Here is a 17,028-nt window from a genome sequence, read left to right as displayed (position 1 = left end):
TTGGCTCCCTGAGCTGGACTCGAACCAGCGACCAATAGATTAACAGTCTACTGCTCTACCAACTGAGCTATCAGGGAACTCTAGTTCCAGTAAATGGCGGAGGGATAGGGATTCGAACCCTAGGGCCCTCTCGGACCGCTGGTTTTCAAGACCAGTGCTTTCGACCACTCAGCCATCCCTCCGCAGGAACGGCGCGTATATTATAGGATTGAGTTTTTGTGTCAACCAGTAACGCGACTTTTTACTGAAAAAAGCTGAATTATTATGAAACTATTTTCATAATAAAAATAAGCGGTTAGATAGTGTACAGAAATACACGATAAAGCCGCACAATCAGATCAAATTATAACCACTAGGTCAATATCCTGATCCAATTCTCTTTCTGCTTTCACCCCTTTCATGGGGTAGTTTTTTTCCATTATTATGTATTTTTTATAAAAAAACCTTAAAAAATCACATATTTGGGTAATTAGGCCCACCCGTTCCCTCAGGTACAACCCAGCGAATATTTTGCGCAGGGTCTTTAATATCACATGTTTTACAATGTACGCAGTTTTGGCTGTTAATCTGAAACCGCTTCCCCTCTGCCTCCTCAATCACTTCATATACCCCAGCAGGGCAGTAGCGTTGTGCAGGTTCAGCAAAGCGCTCTAGGTTACTCCCAAGCGGTATAGATGGATCTTTTAGCTGTAAGTGACAAGGTTGATCTTCTTCATGGTTAGTATTAGACAGAAAAACTGAACTCAGTTTATCAAAGCTAAGCACCCCATCCGGTTTTGGATACGTAATTTGCTCACACTCTGCCGCCGGTTTTAACTGTGCATAATCTTCATGATTATCATGCAGTGTTACAGGCAATTTCCCGGAAAATATATTCTGATCAATAAAGTTAAAAGCTCCGCCTAATAACGGCCCGAACTTATGCATAGCTGGACCAAAATTCTTAGAGCTAAATAACTCATCATATAACCAAGAGGCTTTAAACTTATCTGCAAAGCTATTTAGATCTTCCCCACCAGCAGACGAGGACTGCAGCGCGTCAAAGATCGCCTCAGCCGCCAACATGCCAGACTTCATCGCCGTGTGCGTACCTTTGATTTTTGAAAAATTCAACGTACCTGCATTACAACCCGCGACGATACCACCTGGGAAGGTCATCTTAGGCAGTGCATTAAAGCCGCCTTTAGTGATTGCTCGCGCTCCATAGGAGACGCGCTTACCGCCGTCTAAATACTGTTTAAGAACAGGGTGATGCTTCAATTTTTGAAATTCATCAAAAGGGCTTAAGTAAGGGTTTTTATAGTTTAAATCAACAATCAAACCCACAACAACTTGATTGTTTTCAGTATGGTAAAGGAAAAAGCCACCACTGCTCTCGCCTGTTAACGGCCAACCCGAACCATGCAGTACAAGCCCTGGCTGGTGTTTATCTGGATCAACATCCCATAGCTCTTTAATGCCTAGCCCATAATGCTGAGCATCAGATTGAGCAGCAAGATCATAGCGTTCGATCAGCTCCTTACCTAAATGCCCCCGACAACCTTCAGAGAAAATGGTGTATTTAGCATGCAACTCCATACCCGGCATATAACCATCTTTGTGCTCGCCGGATGCACTAACGCCCATATCACCTGTCGCAATCCCTTTAACACTGCCATCCTCGTTATACAGCACCTCGGATGCAGCAAAACCGGGGAAAATTTCAACACCCAACTGTTCTGCCTGTTCCGCTAGCCAACGACATAGGTTGCCTAAACTCACAATGTAATTGCCGTGATTGTGCATAGTTTTAGGCACAAACATATTAGGTACTTTTATGGAGGATGTTTCGTTTTTTAGCATGAAGATCTGATCTTCAACTACAGGGGTGTTTAAAGGCGCACCTAGCTCTTTCCACTCAGGAAAAAGCTCATCGAGTGCGCGACTTTCAACCACCGCACCAGACAATATATGCGCCCCCACCTCAGATCCTTTTTCAACCACACAAACCGTCATCTCTTGCTCGGCCGCCTGCGCTTGCTGCATTAATTTACATGCAGCGGATAAACCAGCAGGGCCAGCACCGACAATAACCACATCAAATTCCATGGATTCTCTAGCCACAGCATTCATATTTTTCACCTCAATTTTTTCGGGTATTAAGCGCGATCTATATACTTATCTGATCGCAGCTTAAAACTGCTCTTCGCTCATAGCCATAACGGTCTCACCACCAGATTGCATGGCCACTAATAAAGAACTAACCCTAGGTAACATCTGTTCGGTAAAGAAACGGGCAGAGATAATTTTGGCATTAAGGAAGTCACTATCAGCCCCCTCTTTAGAGAGATTTTCTTGCGCTATAGCTGCCGATTTAGTTAACAACCAAGCACCGCACAGATAGCCCATCAGCATCATATAGCTGACACTCGCACTCCCTGCCGCTGAAGCATCTTTTGCAGCAACCTCTAAAACCCATTGTTTAGCGATGCTCGCTTGCTCAACCGCTGCCTGTGTTGCACTAACAATGCTTTGCAACTCTGGATGGTCTATTTCCTTTAAATCACTGCTTATTTCAGAGAGCAGATCGGTAACCGCATCACCGCCATCCACAAGGGTCTTGCGACCAATAAGATCCAAAGCCTGAATCCCTGTTGTACCTTCATAGATAGTTAAGATACGTGCATCACGATAGTATTGAGCAACGCCTGTTTCCTCAATAAATCCCATACCCCCATGGATCTGTACCGCAAGATAAGTCAGCTCTTGTGCTAACTCAGTCACCCAGCCTTTTACAATAGGGGTCAATAGATCATTACGTTTCTGATGTTTTAACTTAGTCTCATCATCAACAGCATTGTTTACGTAGTCACTTTCGGCACGCGCCACATACACCAGCGCACGCATTGCTTGAATTGACGATTTCATCTGCAAAAGCATTCGGCGCACATCGGGATGCTTAATAATGCTAATACGTGAACCATCCCGTAGTGTCCCTTGGATTCGCTCTTTAGCATAGGTAACAGCATGCTGATACGACCTTTCGGAGATCGCCAAACCTTGTAAGCCAACACCTTGCCGCGCATCGTTCATCATTGTGAACATACAGGCTAAACCTTGGTTTGCCTTACCCACTAGATAACCGATTGCTCCCCCGTTATCACCAAAACTCATCACACAAGTCGGGCTACCATGAATACCTAATTTATGCTCAAGAGAAACGGCATAAGCATCATTGCGCTGCTCAGTTGGATTGCCGTTTTCATCGAGTAGGTATTTAGGTACAACAAAGAGCGAGATACCTTTAACACCTGCAGGTGCATCAGCAAGACGAGCCAAAACCAGATGAACAATATTGTCCGTCATCTGGTGATCACCCCAAGTAATAAAGATTTTTTGCCCAGTGATACGGTAATAATCGTCCTCAGGTACCGCTTTAGATTTGAGCGCTGCCAGATCAGTACCTGCATCAGGCTCAGTCAAATTCATGGTTCCAGTCCACTCACCGCTAATTAACTTAGGCAGATAGTGCTTTTTAAGTTGATCATTTCCATGAGTTTCGATCGCTTCGATAGCCCCTTGCGTTAACAGTGGACAAAGTGCCCAAGCAAGATTCGCCGACTGCCAAACCTCATTAACCGCAACGGCTAATACATTCGGTAAGCCCTGCCCTCCAAATTCGGGATTGCCCGCAAGTGAAGGCCAGCCACCATCACAAAACTGTTGATATGCATCTGAGAAACCAGGTGTTTCAGACACATTATTATTCTCAATGGATGCACCTAATCTATCACCAGTAACGTTCAACGGCGCCAACTGCTCACTGCCAAGTTTCGCGGCCTCATCAAGTACCGCTTCCGCGAGACCATCAGCAAAATCGTCCAAGCCTGCCTGCTGACAAATTTGTTCTAAACCCACCAACTGATTTAAAACAAAAACACCATCTTGATAGGGATATCGATAATCACTCATTGCTACTCTTGCTCCGTTCTGTAACCCACCTATCAATAATAGGCCACATTTTATTATTCTTAAGGAACTATAATCACATCGGGAAATGCTATTAACATGATCTATTTAGCACACCAAACCAGCAATAACATTTAATACCTTATTCGCTAACAATAACGGTCAAGATATTAAAAAACCCTAAATTTTATAAGTTACAGCCCTATCAAGAAGAAGCTAACTGCTGACAATATGTATCGCTACGACGATATTCACCGGGTGTCATTCCAGTCCATTTTTTAAAGGAACGGAAAAATGCTGACGGCTCATCAAAACCCATCAATCCAGCCACATCATTAATCGACAACTGTGGCGAATTCATATAATTAAGCGCCGCCATTTTCCGACTTTCATCTTTAATCTTTTGATAGGAGGTACTTTCGTCCAATAAGCGGCGACGTAGCGTAGAAACAGACATATGTAGACGGTAAGCAACCTCTTCAGCACTAGGTAGCTCTTGGCTAAAGTCCTTACCGATTAACGCCACGACTTGCGATTTCAAACTCGCATCATCATCAACCATCACAATTAACTGATAGGGCGCTGTTTTAAGGAAGCTACGTAGGGTTTCTGGCGTTTGTACTATAGGAAAATCTAAATAGCGGGCAGGAAAAACAATCGCATTATCATGCTGATCAAATTTAACTTCTGACTGAAAAAGCGTCTTATACTGCGCAACATCTTCAGGCTCAGAGAAGGAAAAATATGCAGCTTTCAACTCTAAACGCTTACCAATTAACCAGCATAAAAAGTGATGCCACATGGAAAGAGAGGTTCTAATCCGACCGGGGTTCTCATCAGCCAGCAGCTCATCCATAGACGCGCCGGAAGCATCCGTTGTGGTAAACGAAACTTTGGCATATCGTCCTTTGCGTACCAAAAACGGCTTCACCTGAGTTCCACGACAGATCTCATGAAAATCACTTGCACGGTAGATCGCTTTTTCCAACGTAGGACAATGAATCAAACAATGGCACATCATGCGAAAAGTCCCATTCGGAACCTTCCCTCCGCTTAACATGCCAAAATATTCATCCTGAGCGATGTAATATATACGTTGGTATAATAGACCAAATTTATCCGCTGGAAACTCGGTCTGACTTCCCACCTCTGAAGGACTAATACCAACCTGATTTAACAGCTGATCAACACTAAAACCCTGTTCTTGAACTAGTTGCAGAAGGTGCCGTACATAGCCTGCCGGCACAGTAATTTTACGCTCCATAATCTCACTACCTACAATTAACATTAGTTAAAATGAAACGCATTTCCCTCCCTATTGTTGACCTGAAGTAGTACATTTATCAACCCAAAAGAACAATTTTGTTAATAAATGTGGAGTCAATTGTTATTGAGACTCAAGTCGCTGACATAGATTATGTGTAGGGTTCCTTACTCTATTTTAAGCCCAAAGCACCTGAAAAAAGGCGCTTTATTAGAAAGTCGGCTATCTTAGAAGTAATACTAATTAGCGCCTTTTAAAAAAATAACAACGCTAGGTGAACGAAATGGCAATAAGAAATAGGATTTTGCACCGCAGCAAAAGCCAAACTCCGATGTTCACGCATCGTCTACTTCCAATATTGGTGGGTTCTGTCGTATCTATCAATCAAGCTCAAGCACTCGAATTTAATCTAGGTGAGATAGAAGGCCGTTTAGATTCTCAAATTTCAGTTGGCGCCAGCTGGCGAATGGATAACCCTTCATCCTCCTTAATCGCTCCCGCAAACGGTGGCACAAGCAAGGGCGGGGGCAGCTATGATGATGCAACTCAAAATTTCGAAAAAGGGGAAACCTTCTCGCAAATAGTTAAAGGTGTGCATGACCTTGAATTAAGCTATGAGAATGTAGGTTTCTTTGCACGCGCAAAATATTGGTACGACTTAGAGCTAGAAAATGGGGCACGCTCTCATGGTCATACTGCGAACAGCTACATCCCTGGTACAGAATTAGATGATTCTGGTTTTAATGACTATGCTAAATTTTCTGGATTTGAATTACTTGATGCCTATTGGTATGGATCATTTGATATAGCTCAAAAACCACTTGATGTACGTTTAGGCAAACAAGTCATTAACTGGGGTGAAAGCACCTTCATTCAAGGTGGCTTAAATGCGATCAACCCTGTTGATGTCAGCTCATTCAGACGTGCAGGTGCTGAAGTTAAAGAGGGCCTTCTTCCTGTTAATATGGCATTTGCATCTTTAGGTATTACCGATAATCTAAGTGTTGAAGGTTTCTATCAACTCTCATGGGAGCCAACTGCCATTGATGGTTGCGGCACCTACTTTTCAACTAATGATTTTGTTGGCGAAGGCTGTGACGGTATTCGTATAGGTAGTGGCGCTCTAGGCACACTTGATGACCAAACTTACTTCAATAATCCCGCAGTTTTAGGCGGACAAGACCCCGTCGTTTACAGAAATGCAGATGGCCGACGTGAAGCGGATGACGATGGTCAGTTTGGTCTGGCTTTCCGCTACTTTGCTGAAGAGCTAAATAATACCGAATTTGGTCTCTATGCTGCGCAATACCATAGCCGCTTACCCATCACTAGTGGTGTCTATGACGTTGGGGCTTTCTTTGGTGGCCTTCCAGCAACCTTAGGCTCATCTTATTATGTTGAATACCCAGAAGACATTAAAATGCTCGGCCTGAGTTTTAGTACAAACGTTGGTGACATCGCATGGTCAGGTGAGATCAGCCATAAAAAAGATGTCCCTATGCAAATCAACGGAACCTCGTTGATAGCAGGTATCCTAACCGCCGGTGCTACAGGGAATACAGCCTTAGATAACTATATCAAGGATGCAACCGGCAACGGTGCTTCGTTTGATAGCGAAGTAGACGGTTACCAAACCTTTGATGTTTCACAGTTCCAAACTAGCTTGATTAGCTTTCACGATCGAGTATTGGGCGCAAGCCGCTTAACCTTAATCGGGGAATTCGGCTGGACCCATGTTCATAGTCTAGATGAAAGTGCTAACGCTCTAAAATATGGTCGTCATGGTGCATACGGTTATGCGGCTGGCGATAACGATGGCTTCGTTACTCAAGACTCATATGGTTATGTAGTCAGAGCCAATCTTAATTACACTAATGTTTTTGCAGGTGTAAACTTAACACCAGAGATTAGCTTTAAGCACGGTCTAGAGGGTTATGGCCCTCAACCCGGTGCAGGCTTCAATGAGGATGAGAAAACATTAGGTCTAAGCTTAACCGCTGACTACCTTAACAGATACTCAGTCCAGCTCTCATACACTGATTACTTTGGTGGTGACTTCAATTCCATTGAAGACCGAGACTTTCTTTCACTCAGCGCATCCGTTTCTTTCTAAGAAGCGTTTACCAGATGGAGATATCATCAATGCTTAAAACTAAAAGACTGCTGCTGAGCACTGCCCTTATTTTGGCCTCATCTGCAGCATATTCAGCTACAACTGCTGAAGAAGCAGCTAAACTCGGTGATTCGTTGACACCAATTGGCGCAGAAAAAGCCGCTAACTCATCGGGAAGCATTCCTGCATGGAAGGGGGGTTTAGCCACATCAACTGACCGTTACACCAACCCATTTGCTAGCGAAAAACCACTATTTACAATTACAGCGGCCAATGCCGGTCAGTATAAAGATAATTTAACACCCGGCCAGCTAGCAATGTTAGAGCGTTACAAGGATAGTTTTTCTATCCCTGTTTATCCGACTCACCGAACCGCTGCATTACCCGATCACATTTATACCGCAGCTAAAGCTAATGCCACATCGACCATGCTAACCGATGGCGGCAACGGCCTAAAAGACTTTACAACAGCAATCCCCTTCCCTATTCCTAGCAATGGGCTAGAAGTCATTTGGAATCATATGACTCGATATAGAGGCGGGGCTTTGGAACGTACGTTTGTGCAAGTTCCTGTACAAGCCAATGGTAGCTATACCGCGGTAAAAATAAACGAGAAAATGTCTTGGCCAAGCGCCCTAGAAGACGGTGCTGATCCTCAAAAAGACCAGAATATCTTGTTTTATTTCGTTCAGGAGGTCAAAGCACCTTCACGCCTAACCGGTAATGTACTTTTGGTTCATGAAACAATGAATCAGATTACCCAGCCTCGTCAGGCATGGACCTATAATGCAGGCCAACGACGCGTACGTAGAGCACCTCAGATTGCTTATGATGCACCAGGTACTGCGAGCGACGGACAACGCACCACTGATAATTTAGACCTTTTTAATGGCGCACCTGATCGTTACGACTGGAATCTTGTAGGTAAACAGGAAGTCTATATTCCTTACAATAGCTTCAAGCTAGCGGACAGAGGCCTAAAATATGAAGATATTTTACAGCCTGGTCATATGAACCCTGAACACACTCGCTATGAACTCCATCGGGTATGGAAAGTTGAAGCAACATTAAAAGAGGGTGAACGACACATCTATGCCAAGCGTACTTTTTACATAGATGAAGATAGCTGGCAAATCGCGATTGTGGATCATTATGATGGCCGAGGCGAGCTTTGGCGCGTAGCAGAAGCTCATCAATTCCAATATCGTGATGCAAATGTGCCATGGCTAGTAGCAGAAACCTTATATGACCTTCAATCTGGACGCTATTTAGTGGGCAGTTTAACCAATGAAGAGGGTGAAGGTTTCGACTTCACGAAACGGTTTAGCCATAAAAACTTTACACCACAAGCAATTAGACGCTTAGGGAAGTAATAGCAGATAAATCCCCCTTTAATTTGATAGTTTTCCATAGCCTCCTCAGTTTTTGAGGAGGCTTTTTTATAAAAAGGCTTTTCTAATTCAACAGGGGCTAGGATAATAGGTTAGATTAGCAATGAATGCTGTTACAGCTCACCTACTCCGGAAATGAAAACCATGGCCGAAATCGGCAAATACAACACCCTTGAAGTAATTAAAGAAAGAGATTTTGGCGTTTATCTAGATGCCGGAGACCTAGGTGAAATTCTATTACCTAAGCGTTACTGTGCTGACGACTTAGAAGTAGGTGATCGTATTCGCGTTTTCATCTACCTTGATACTGATGACCACCTTATTGCCACAACCGAAACACCGGCGGCCATTGTTGGTGAATTCACCATGCTCAAAGTATCCGAGGTCAACAATACTGGTGCTTTCTTGGATTGGGGTTTACCTAAAGAGGTATTACTGCCTTATAGCGAGCAAAAAAACCGCCCTGTTGAAGTCGATAAACGCTACCTTGTACGCCTTTATTTAGATAAGCACACCAATCGCATTGTCGCTTCCACCAAAATCGATAGGTTTTTAGATAAAACCCCTCCAAACTACAAAACCGGTGAAGAAGTTCAACTCGTTGTAGCTAATCGCACAGATCTAGGCCAGAAAGTTATCGTGAACCATGAACATTGGGGGATGATTTTTCGAAGCGATGTATTAAAAACGGTTTACCCCGGACAAAAATTTAAAGGCTATATCAAAGAGGTTCGTGCGGACGGGAAAATCAATGTCTCTATGCAGAAGCCCGGCTATGGGAAGGTAATAGATACAACCGATAAAATTTTAGAGATGATGGAAGAGCAAGATGGCTTTATCACTGTGCATGACAAATCATCCCCTGAAATGATCTTTCAGCTATTTGGTATCAGTAAAAAAGCATTTAAAAAAGCGGTAGGCTCTTTATTAAAACAAGGCAAGATTACTGTAGAGTCCGGCGGGCTTCGCCTTAAAGATTAAATAAAAAAAACGCACGTAAACGTGCGTTTTTTTATATCTGATGAAGCTCAGGTTTATGAAGTAACCCATTCCTCTAACTCATCAGCGCTACCAATAAGCTTTCCATCAACAAAGATCTGCGGTGTAGTACCACGACCCGATACCGCTTGTAGTGAGCTAAAGCTAACACCGTTGGTACCTAATACAATCTCTTCATATTTGTAGCCGTTATCAGCCAATACTTTCTTAGCACGCGTACAATGTCCACATCCAGGCTTACTGATAATCGTTACACGTTTTGGCTGCTCAGCTTGCGGGTTGATATATTCAAGCATGGTATCACCATCAGAAACCTGGAAAGGGTCGCCTGGCAGATCGGGTTCGATAAACATTTTTTCGATTACCCCATCTTTTACCAACATAGAATAGCGCCATGAACGCTTTCCAAATCCTATATCACTTTTATCAACCAACATACCCATCGCTTCACTAAATTCACCGTTCCCATCGGGAATAAAAGTGATCTTTTCAGCTTTTTGATCTTCAGCCCAAGCATTCATAACAAAAGTATCATTCACCGATAAACAGATAATGTCATCAACACCGTTGTCGGCAAAAATAGGAGCCAATTCATTATATCTAGGCAAATGAGTACTAGAACATGTAGGCGTAAATGCACCAGGTAGGGCAAATAGAATAACCGTTTTTCCTTTGAACAACTGATCACTTGTCACATCAACCCAATCATTTCCTTGGCGAGTGTGAAACACAACCTGTGGTACGCTTTGACCTTCTTTTGTCTGTAACATCAATCAATTCCTCATACTAAAATTATTGCTCTAACGCTCGTTTGCGTTGATGGAATTACTATAACGAAAATCAAATTATTAAAGAAATTTAATAAAACAAAAACGCCGATAGATTAAAACTATATAGAGATACAATTTACCATTCCCCAATTTAACGAGAACGATAAAAAGCGATAAACTCATCAAACGGCAAAGGCTTGCCTAAATAAAACCCTTGAATAAAGTCACAACCATACTCATCCAACATAGCTAGTTGCTCCTTAGTTTCAACACCCTCGGCCACAACCCGAATCCCTAATGTCTGGCCCATTTTGATGATCACCTCCACAAGTGTACGGTCCTGCACATCATCCATAATATCTGTTACAAAACTACGATCGATCTTTAGAAAATCAACGGGGTAGTGACGTAGATAATTTATTGCTGAATAACCGGTACCAAAATCATCAATAGCAAAAGCGATCCCCTGCTCTCGTAATTGATTAATTTTATCTAATTGACTACCCCCGCCATCCATTAACAACGATTCAGTAATCTCAAAGACTAATTTATGGTGATCAACTTCATACTGATCAATAATATTCAACCAGCGCTCAACCGCATCTTTAGGGAAAAACTCAGCAACAGAACGATTAACAGCGATTTGTACATCAATCCCCCTCTCCGTCAACTGATTAGACAGATGACAAGCTTCCTCTAAGACCCAGTCACCTAAAGCCCTAATTGCTCCGGTCTGCTCAGCAATAGGAATAAAGTCCACAGGGGAGACAACACCACGCTCAGGATGGAACCATCGAATAAGCGCTTCACATTTAGAAATTTTCCTATCTTTTAAAGACATTATAGGTTGAAGGTAAAGCTGAAACTGGCCTCGACGAATACCATCAAGGATTTCATTATGTACTTGTACATGCCGCTTAACTTCAAGACTTAGCTCATCATTAAAGAAATAAATTCTATTTTTTCCAGATCGTTTAGCTTCATACATCGCTCGATCAGCATTTTGTAACAAGACATCTGCCGACTGTCCATCTTGTGGGTATATAGCAATACCAAGACTATGAGTTACCGACAGATATTGTCCGCCAATAAGGTAAGGCTCACCCAACTCTAGTTGTAACTTTTCTGCCAACAGCTCCGCTTGAGTAGCGGTTTCAATATCATTCAGCACAATCACAAACTCATCACCCGCCAACCGAGCAATAAGGTCATCAGAACGAACAATATGACCCATACGTTGAGAAAACAGCCTTAAAAGCTCATCACCCGCATGATGGCCCCAGTTATCATTAACTTCTTTAAAATAATCAAGATCGATAAAAAACAACGCAAATATATTGCCGTGGCGTTGATGTTCATTAATTATTTTTTTGAATCTCTGCGTAAAATGGTAACGGTTGGACAGTCCTGTTAGACCATCATAGCTAGCCCTATAGTTTGCCGTATCTATAGCAACAAGCTTTTCTCGATAGTTGGAAGCAATAAGATAAGTAGCCATGGCTGTAACTAGGCTAACAAGCAGAGCGGCGGCCCAAAAATATATAATTTCTTGAAGACTTACCTGCCATCCACCTTTAGCGCTGGCCGCCAGCTGCCATTTTCCTAAAGGTAAAAACACATCAACAATAACAGGGTCATTATCAAACGTAGAGGCATGTCCAAAAAAGACAGCTCCTTCAGACCCTTTACCATCTTTACCACGAATGGCAATGTCTAGCCCCCATAGCTTCTCATGGAGGCCAGCATTAGCAAACAGCTCTTTATCGTTGATAACGACTGAGATGAGTCCCCATAAAATATCACGCTTTACACCAATAAACACAGGCACTCTAGCGATCAAGGCACTCCCGCCCTGAACAAGATCAACTGGGCCAGTAAGGATAACCTGATTATTAATTACAGATTCTTGAACCGTCACAAACTGATCGGGCACATCACGATAATCAACCCCTAGGGCCGATTCATTACCAAGAACGGGATAAATATTAGTGATAATAAGGTCTGGAGCCAAAGCGATATGACTAATGCTTAGTTGGGTTTGAAGGTATTCATCGACGAGCCTGGCGAATTCTGACTGCGTTATATCAGAATTAATTGCAATTTCAGCCTTCAAACCACGCAAAACAACAAGATGTGAATTAATGGCACCTTCAAGACGGGCGCCTAGAGTAAGCAGATTAACAAATGCCTGATGCTTCTGATTGTCACGAATTCGTTCGAACTCATGATTAACAAAAAACGTAGCTATCAAAAATACAATCACAAACACAAACACTGAAAAAGCCAGTGAACGCTGCGTTAGGAACTGTAAAGCCTGTCGAAACATATTTTTAAATGACGCCCCTAAATTCACACTATAGCGTGACTAAACCCACATCATGCATAGTGCTGTGTTGTAAACCTATGTATTGCAAAGCACTAGGTCATTCAATGACCGCCCCTGTATTCGCAATATATAACTTATTTAAAAATGCTTTACTAAAAAGGTTTCCAACCTATTGCTAATAATAACGCACTTTGCCCATTTAGTACTGTGTGAACATGCCCTTCTACGCCATAAACCAAATAATTTCCGGTGCCCAGCGGCCTGATAAAGCTCAACAGTAGTTATTGAGCTTTATTTCACAACAAAATAACAGAGACTAGCGGCCTTTTACTGCCAACCTTTAAAAAGGTACTACTTTAAGACTAGCCACCTTAGAGCGAACTACCAAATTAAATAATAAAGACTTGATAATTTCCTAGCTTGATTAGAATTAAGATATAATCTCCACGCTTAGTGAGCTTAAAATTGATCTATCTCACGCAAAACAGCAGCAATATAAAGGCCAGATAAAATGTCCATTGAGAACCATGTCTTCTGAAAATGTAGCTTGCCACTGCTGCGATCTAATTGTTGAGGTGTCGACGCTCAAACCGGGCTGTAAAGCGCACTGTCCTCGATGCGGCCACCTATTATCTTCACAAACGGCCAATGCCTACAATAAGGCAACAGCATTCGCAGCAAGCGCACTACTTTTTTTACTACTATCACTACCGTTTCCTTTTATGGCCTTCCAATCGCAAGGCCGTGAACAACAGGTTTCCTTAATTCAAAGTGGTTATGACTTACTCATACTAGGCTTTCCTCTCCTTGCATTACTATTAAGCGTATTCATTTTAATCGTTCCCTCTTTACTGCTTTGTGCATATCTATTGATCCTCATCCCCTTACGTAAAAATACCGCTTACCCTTGGAGCTACACACTTGCTCGACTTATATTTACCCTCCACCCTTGGGCAATGGCTGAAGTATTTTTAATCGGTGTTTTAGTTAGCCTTGTTAAAATATCAGGTATGGCTGACCTTGTGATCGGTATGTCTTTTTGGGCCTATGTACTCTTCGCACTTTGCCTAATCGCAACAATTACCTGTATAGATCGATTACAACTATGGCATAGCCTAGATAAGGCCTCCTCTATACAAAGAACTCCTCCTAAGCACAATTATGGTGGGGCAATGCAACAGCAATTACAAAGCTGCCACTGCTGTGGTTTGATCCACCATTTGGATGCACACAACTGCCAACGCTGTTCCAGCTCGTTACACCCAAGAATCCCCGCTAGCCTACAAAAAACCTGGGCTTTTTTAATCACGGGAGCCTTGCTATACATCCCAGCAAATATTTACCCAATTATGCACACTCGCTTATTAGGTGCTGACGAACCCAGTACCATATTGGGTGGTGTAGTCCTCTTATGGCAACACGGCTCTTACCCCATTGCCCTTATTGTCTTTATCGCCAGTATTTTGATACCTATAGTAAAAATGCTAGCGCTGTTCTGGCTCGCACTTAGCGTACAAGCGGGCCATCAAAATCGCGTAAGCGAACGTATATGGATGTATAGAATGACTGAACTTATTGGGCGCTGGTCAATGATTGATGTATTTGTCGTCGCCGTTTTAGTCGCGTTAGTACAACTCGGCGGGTTAGCCAGTATATTACCTGGTATCGCCGTAACCGCTTTCGCCGGAGTCGTTATTCTCACTATGTTATCGGCTATAAACTTTGACCCTCGCTTAATATGGGATAATCTGGATAAAGATGAGTTACACATTATTAAGAGTGGCCAAGAGCCATTAAATGACCTATTAGATGAGATAAACTAGGCCTCATATGTTTAATCATCAAACACTTAGCCAACAAGATAACTGATACTTATGACAGCAACAGATCACTCTTCAGCACAACCACTAATCAGTGCTAAACGTTCAGTTTCCAGCATTTGGCTACTACCTTTCATTGCCTTGTTTATAGGTGGTTGGATGGTTTATAACGATTGGGCGCATAGGGGGCAGTTAGTTAATATTAGCTTTATAACTGCCGATGGTATTGAAGCCGGAAAAACAAAAATTAAAGTCCGCAATGTTGAGGTCGGGAAAGTAGAATCAGTCAAACTCAACTACCCCAATAATAATGTCCTTGTACAAGCACGAATCGACCCTGAAGCAGAGGCGCTTTTACTTAAAGATACAAAATTTTGGGTTGTCAGACCCCGTGTAGGTACAGGTGGCGTGAGTGGTTTAGGCACCCTTCTATCTGGTGCTTACATCGAAATGGCACCGGGTGAAAAAGGCAAACCCTCTAACCGATATATTGGTTTAGAAGAGCCCCCAGTAGCTTCCACAACAGAACCCGGCTTACGTTTAGAACTTATTAGTGATAATGCTCACTCATTAAGTGTGGGTGACACTGTACTTTATCGTGGCTTTTCCGTTGGTAGAATTGAACGGGTTAACTTTGATGCCCAAGCAAAAGAAGCGGTTTATGGGATTTTTATTCAAGCCCCATATGATCAGCTCGTCAGTACAGATAGCCGCTTTTGGAATATGAGTGGTATTAACCTAAACCTCTCAGCGAACGGTGTTAATGTTCAAACGGGAACTTTCGACACCCTTTTTAGTGGCGGCATCACTTTCGATTTATTAGAAGGCGAACAACAAGGACGCACAGCACAAGATGGCGACCGCTTCCGCCTTTATGCAGATTTTAATAGCGTCAAAGAACGCCCTTATGCGTACTATAATGAGTATCTGTTGCTCTTCGACCAGTCGGTACGTGGACTGGTTGCCGGAGCACCTGTTGAATTTCGTGGTGTTCGCGTAGGCACCGTAGAAAATATCTCCTTTCAAATCGCCCACCTTTCAGAGATTACCGATTCACGTATACCTGTAGTGATCAGGCTCGAACCTGGACGTTTAGGTTATAAAGATGAAGAGCGCATATTAGCCGAAGTGCATTCCAAACTTAGTAACTGGGTGGAGCGCGGTATGCGAGCAAGCCTTAAATCAGGCAACCTTGTCACAGGTAGCTTATTTGTCGACTTAGACCTCTACCCAGACTCTCCCCATAAAACACTAACCAAAGTCGATGACTATTCCGTCATCCCTACAGCGTCGGGTGGTTTTGTACAGTTAGAAAACAAGTTAATTGCCGTGTTAAGCAAAATAGAGCAATTAAAAGTGGAACCCGTTCTTGATCAGTTAGAAAACACACTGAGCTCTAGCGACAAAGCAATTACCCAACTCGACCATACGCTGGGACAGATCGAAAGCTTAGTGAAAAGCAAAGAAACAAAAGCGCTACCTGAAGAGCTAACCGCCACCTTAAAAGAGATACGCCAAGCAGCTCAAGGACTAACCCCCGACAGTCAGCTATATTTAGAGATACACAACACACTACAAACATTGCAACAAACCTTAAAACAGCTACAACCGGTGATAAAAACTTTAGATGAAAAACCTAATGCACTTATTTTTGATGCTCAAAAAGGCCCAGACCTTATTCCTGGAGGTAAAAATGCCGACTAGAGGCGTAATGGCGTTAGCTATCTCGTTTTTATTACTCAGTGGTTGTGCGCAACAAACAAGCCGCGATGAAAACCAGTTTTATCTACTCAGTAGTGACAGTGCCGCAATTCAAAAAGTAGATACTAAACACGTCATAGGCCTCAAGCCTGTAACGGTGGCTGCCTATCTGAATAATGCGGGTATCGCGATACAAACCACTGAAAGCCAATTAAAAATTGCTAACCATCACCTTTGGGCTGAGCAACCTAACTTAGCGATCACCCGTGTGTTACATGGCGAACTCAATAAAAAGCTCAGCCATAGTCGTATCGACAATGGCCAATTTGGGCGAAGCTCCGATTGGCAATACAGCCTTTCGACCCATGTGGACCAATTCCATGGTACTGAAAATGGACTCGCCACTTTTAGTGGTTATTGGCAATTAGCTAAACAAGGCAAAGTACTTATTAGTGCACGCTTTAATCTCTCGGCACCTTTAGAGGAGCCCGGCTATGCCGCACTTGTATCTCAGCTACGGCAGCTATTATCCCAACTAGCTGAAGATCAAGCGCAACAAATTACCAACCAACTAAATGAATAGATTCATTAAAGTTGATCTAAATAAAGCATGAACTTCATAGACAAAAAATAGTCTATACTTGCTTAGGGCTTGCGTTACATAAAGCGACCTGCAGTAAAAACATATATTTATAT

General features: G+C 42.8%; 11 protein-coding genes and 2 tRNA genes. 6 read left to right on the top strand and 7 right to left on the bottom strand.

Annotated elements, in window-relative coordinates:
- Nucleotide 1 precedes the first annotated feature (1 nt).
- The 5 genes from Q4492_RS15160 to Q4492_RS15140 form a co-directional block, all read right to left on the bottom strand.
- Nucleotides 2-77, bottom strand: a tRNA-Asn gene (locus tag Q4492_RS15160).
- 17 nt (nucleotides 78-94) lie between these two features.
- Nucleotides 95-182, bottom strand: a tRNA-Ser gene (locus tag Q4492_RS15155).
- A 271-nt stretch (nucleotides 183-453) separates the two neighbouring features.
- Nucleotides 454-2,112, bottom strand: coding sequence for an electron transfer flavoprotein-ubiquinone oxidoreductase (locus Q4492_RS15150; protein ID WP_303419702.1), 1,659 nt, complete (start codon nucleotides 2,110-2,112; stop codon nucleotides 454-456).
- 60 nt (nucleotides 2,113-2,172) lie between these two features.
- On the bottom strand, nucleotides 2,173-3,951 hold the full coding sequence (locus tag Q4492_RS15145) for an acyl-CoA dehydrogenase (RefSeq protein ID WP_303419700.1): 1,779 nt from the start codon (nucleotides 3,949-3,951) through the stop codon (nucleotides 2,173-2,175).
- 202 nt (nucleotides 3,952-4,153) lie between these two features.
- A complete protein-coding gene (locus tag Q4492_RS15140) occupies nucleotides 4,154-5,212 on the bottom strand; it encodes an AraC family transcriptional regulator (RefSeq protein WP_303419698.1) in 1,059 nt (352 codons plus the stop codon).
- A gap of 283 nt (nucleotides 5,213-5,495) precedes the next feature.
- On the opposite strand from Q4492_RS15140, the gene Q4492_RS15135 reads away from it, so the two are divergent.
- From Q4492_RS15135 to Q4492_RS15125, 3 genes are all read left to right on the top strand, one after another.
- A complete protein-coding gene (locus Q4492_RS15135) occupies nucleotides 5,496-7,325 on the top strand; it encodes a DUF1302 domain-containing protein (protein ID WP_303419695.1) in 1,830 nt (609 codons plus the stop codon).
- Between the two features lie 29 nt (nucleotides 7,326-7,354).
- Entirely contained in the window at nucleotides 7,355-8,698 is a 1,344-nt protein-coding gene (locus Q4492_RS15130) for a DUF1329 domain-containing protein (protein WP_303419693.1), read from the top strand.
- 162 nt (nucleotides 8,699-8,860) lie between these two features.
- Nucleotides 8,861-9,697, top strand: a complete 837-nt coding sequence (locus Q4492_RS15125) for a S1 RNA-binding domain-containing protein (protein WP_303419691.1) — start codon at nucleotides 8,861-8,863, stop codon at nucleotides 9,695-9,697.
- 53 nt (nucleotides 9,698-9,750) lie between these two features.
- Here Q4492_RS15125 and Q4492_RS15120 read toward each other — a convergent pair whose 3' ends face one another.
- On the bottom strand, nucleotides 9,751-10,485 hold the full coding sequence (locus tag Q4492_RS15120; protein WP_303419689.1) for a glutathione peroxidase: 735 nt from the start codon (nucleotides 10,483-10,485) through the stop codon (nucleotides 9,751-9,753).
- A gap of 151 nt (nucleotides 10,486-10,636) precedes the next feature.
- Entirely contained in the window at nucleotides 10,637-12,811 is a 2,175-nt protein-coding gene (locus Q4492_RS15115; protein WP_303419687.1) for a bifunctional diguanylate cyclase/phosphodiesterase, read from the bottom strand.
- Nucleotides 12,812-13,338: 527 nt separating this feature from the next.
- Between Q4492_RS15115 and Q4492_RS15110 the strand changes: the two genes are divergently transcribed.
- The 3 genes from Q4492_RS15110 to Q4492_RS15100 are packed head-to-tail and all read left to right on the top strand — an operon-like array spanning nucleotide 13,339 to nucleotide 16,915.
- Complete coding sequence (locus Q4492_RS15110) at nucleotides 13,339-14,634, top strand: PqiA/YebS family transporter subunit (RefSeq protein ID WP_303419685.1); 1,296 nt, start codon at nucleotides 13,339-13,341, stop codon at nucleotides 14,632-14,634.
- A 51-nt stretch (nucleotides 14,635-14,685) separates the two neighbouring features.
- Entirely contained in the window at nucleotides 14,686-16,335 is a 1,650-nt protein-coding gene (pqiB, locus tag Q4492_RS15105) for an intermembrane transport protein PqiB (protein ID WP_303419683.1), read from the top strand.
- Nucleotides 16,325-16,915, top strand: coding sequence for a membrane integrity-associated transporter subunit PqiC (locus Q4492_RS15100; protein WP_303419682.1), 591 nt, complete (start codon nucleotides 16,325-16,327; stop codon nucleotides 16,913-16,915). The genes pqiB and Q4492_RS15100 overlap by 11 nt, the downstream gene beginning before the upstream one ends.
- The last annotated feature ends 113 nt before the right edge of the window (nucleotides 16,916-17,028 follow it).

Origin of the sequence: Neptuniibacter sp. 1_MG-2023 (assembly GCF_030547185.1) — a bacterium.
Classification (GTDB): Bacteria; Pseudomonadota; Gammaproteobacteria; order Pseudomonadales; family Balneatricaceae; genus Neptuniibacter.
Note: the sequence above shows the minus strand (reverse complement) of the source record. Positions and strands in the feature narration are given on the sequence as shown.